The organism is Novosphingobium sp. UBA1939, from assembly GCF_002336885.1.
Classification (GTDB): domain Bacteria; phylum Pseudomonadota; class Alphaproteobacteria; order Sphingomonadales; family Sphingomonadaceae; genus Novosphingobium.
This window is the reverse complement of the sequence record NZ_DDFB01000065.1, coordinates 1-2,560: the sequence shown is the minus strand read 5'-3', so window position 1 is coordinate 2,560 and position 2,560 is coordinate 1. Positions and strand designations below refer to the sequence as shown.

Annotated in this window: 3 protein-coding genes; 1 reads left to right on the top strand and 2 read right to left on the bottom strand. The window is 67.5% G+C overall.

Going from position 1 to position 2,560, the window contains the following annotated elements:
- A partial coding sequence (locus tag B3547_RS09765) for an acyl-CoA dehydrogenase family protein (RefSeq protein ID WP_292962550.1) occupies positions 1-392 on the bottom strand: 392 nt, incomplete at its 3' end.
- A gap of 17 nt (positions 393-409) precedes the next feature.
- The gene (locus tag B3547_RS09760; protein ID WP_124808176.1) at positions 410-1,327 is read right to left on the bottom strand and encodes an SDR family NAD(P)-dependent oxidoreductase; all 918 of its coding nucleotides are present in this window, start codon (positions 1,325-1,327) and stop codon (positions 410-412) included.
- Between the two features lie 100 nt (positions 1,328-1,427).
- Between B3547_RS09760 and B3547_RS09755 the strand changes: the two genes are divergently transcribed.
- Positions 1,428-2,177, top strand: a complete 750-nt coding sequence (locus B3547_RS09755; RefSeq protein ID WP_124808177.1) for a helix-turn-helix domain-containing protein — start codon at positions 1,428-1,430, stop codon at positions 2,175-2,177.
- The last annotated feature ends 383 nt before the right edge of the window (positions 2,178-2,560 follow it).

The window sequence follows — 2,560 nt, the reverse complement described above, 5'->3', positions numbered from 1 at the left end:
GATCCCGGCTCGGTCAGCCCGAAGCTGGCGATTTCCCCGGCGGCGAGGCGGGGAAGCCAGGTGGCCTTCTGCTCCTCCGTGCCGCCGTTCTTGATCGCGGAGCAGACCATGCCGAGGTTGATCGACACGATCGAGCGGTAGGCCGGCATGGCATAGCTCAGCGTGTGGATGGTCTCGATATACTGCGACACGTTCATACCCGCGCCGCCGTATTCCTCGGGCATGGTCAGGCCGAACAGACCCATCTCGCGCATTTCGTCCAGCAGGTCGTCGGGGATGCGATCCTGGGCGATCACCTCCGCTTCGGCCGGCACCAGCCGTTCGCGGACGTAGCGCTTCAGCTGGTCGAGAAACTGTTCGAAGACATCGGCATCCATGCCGGGGTTCACCATGCTCACCGGGCCTCTCCTCAAACCGGATCGTAGGGGAAGACGTGGGCCGAAACCTCGTCGGCGCGCGCGAAGGCGGGGCGGAACGCGGGGATCAGTTCCTCCGCGATCGCTTCGGGCGTCCAGCCTTCCAGCTTGACCATCGAACGGACCGGGCGCGGCTTGTTGAACAGCACGATCTCGTTCTTGCGCACCGCAAAGATCTGGTTGGTCACGTCCTTCGCCGCGTCGGAGGCGAGATAGGCGACCAGCGGGGCGATCTTGTCCGCGCTCATCGTCTTCATCCGTTCGACGCGCAGCTTCTGCTCGGGCGTTTCGGCGGGGATCGAGGCGGTCATCCGGCTCCACGCGAACGGCGCGATGCAGTTCGAGCGCACGCCCCAGCGCGCCATGTCGAGCGCGATCGAATGCGAGAGGGCGACAAGGCCGAGCTTGGCCGCCGAATAGTTGGCCTGCCCCACATTGCCGATCAGCCCGCTGGTGGAGGTGAAGTGGATGAAGCTGCCCGATTGCTGCTCGCGGAAATAGGGCGTTGCCGCCTTGGAAACGTTGAACGCGCCGGTCAGGTTGACGTCGATCACGCTGGTCCAGTCCTCGTAGGACATCTTGTGCCAGATGGTGTCGCGCAGGATGCCGGCGTTGTTCACCACCGCGTCGATCCGCCCGAATCGCTGCACCGCATCCTCGACGATCGAGGCGGCGGCCTTGGGGTCGGCCACGTTGGCGAGGTTGGCCCAGGCCTTGCCGCCCGCCGCGCGGATATCGTTGACGGTGGTGTCCGCCGGCCCGGCATCCCCGCCGTCGCCGCCTTGCGCCACGCCGGGATCGTTGACCACTACGGCCGCGCCGTGCCGGGCGCATAGCAGTGCGATTTCGCGACCGATGCCACGGCCCGCACCCGTTACCGCGACGACCTTGCCTTCCAGGATTCCGGACAACGATTCTCTCCAGTCGGTTCGATGCCGAAGCTAACCGTGCAGGCGGATAAATTCAATATTGGGAATTGTTTTTCATCATCATGAAAAATATGATGCGTTCATGTCCGGTCCTGTCCGCTCGCTTTCCCAAGGGTTCACCATTTTGCGCCTGTTGGCTGTGCGCGAAGCGCTGACTTTGTCCGACATCTGCCGGGAAACCGGTCTCAGCCCCTCGAGCGGACTGAATCTGCTGCGCACGCTGGTGGCCGAAGGGGCGGTCGATCGCGATACCGGCGGCAAGCGCTACCGGCTGGCGGCGGGCTGGGGCGATCTTGGGGTGTTGCAGGCGAACGCGGTTTCGCGTTTCGCCGCTCGCGTCCGGCCATTGCTGGCGCGGTTCGCTGCCGCGCACGACGCCACCGCCGGGCTATGGCAGGTGCAGGCCGGGGAGCGCCTGTCGCTGATCGCGCTGGGCGAAAGCGGGGCGGAGACCCGCATCCACATGGTCGAAGGCCAGCGTCAACCGCTGGGTGGGGGTGCCGCCGGGCGGGCGCTGGCGGCGGCGGAAGCGCTGGGCCGGGACGATCTCGCCGCCCGCTTCGCAAGGGTGCGCTGGCGTACCCCGCTGGGCTTCACCACCTGGCTGGGTCAGGTCGCCGAAGCGGTCCAGCGCGGCTATGCGGTGGACGACGGCTACATTCACGCCGGCGTCTGTTCGGTGGGCGTCGTCGTGCCCGCTGCGCCGGTGCGGTTCTGCCTTTCGGCAACGATCTTCGCCGGATCGCGCGACGCGGCCGCGCTCGACGAGCTGGGGCGGGCGCTCAGTGCGCTGGCGCGTCGGCCCGAGCTGAGGCCTGAACCGGCGGGGTAGCGGCGGCCGCGCTGGCGCTGGCCTGTGGCACGTCCGCGTCCGTCGTGGGTGGGGCCGGCCGCTTTTCCAGCATTTCGGCGGCTTCGTCGAGCGCGCGGGCTTCGCCCACGGTCACGCCGCCCGGCCCCGGATCGGTGTCCTTCTGGCCGCAGCTCGCCAGGGCTAGCAGCGGGAGAAGATACGGCGCCCGGTTAAGGGCGGGTTTCAGGGCGCGCATCGCGATACTCCGGAAAGGCAAGGAAAAGGGGCGGAGATTCCCATCTGCCGCCCCCTTCGTTCTCGAGAATCCGTGCCGCGCCCCGCCGGTGTGGTCGGGGCGCACGGGATCACATCTTCTTTTCGGCGTCCGCTGCGGCGTCGGCGGCGGCCTTCTTGACGTCGGC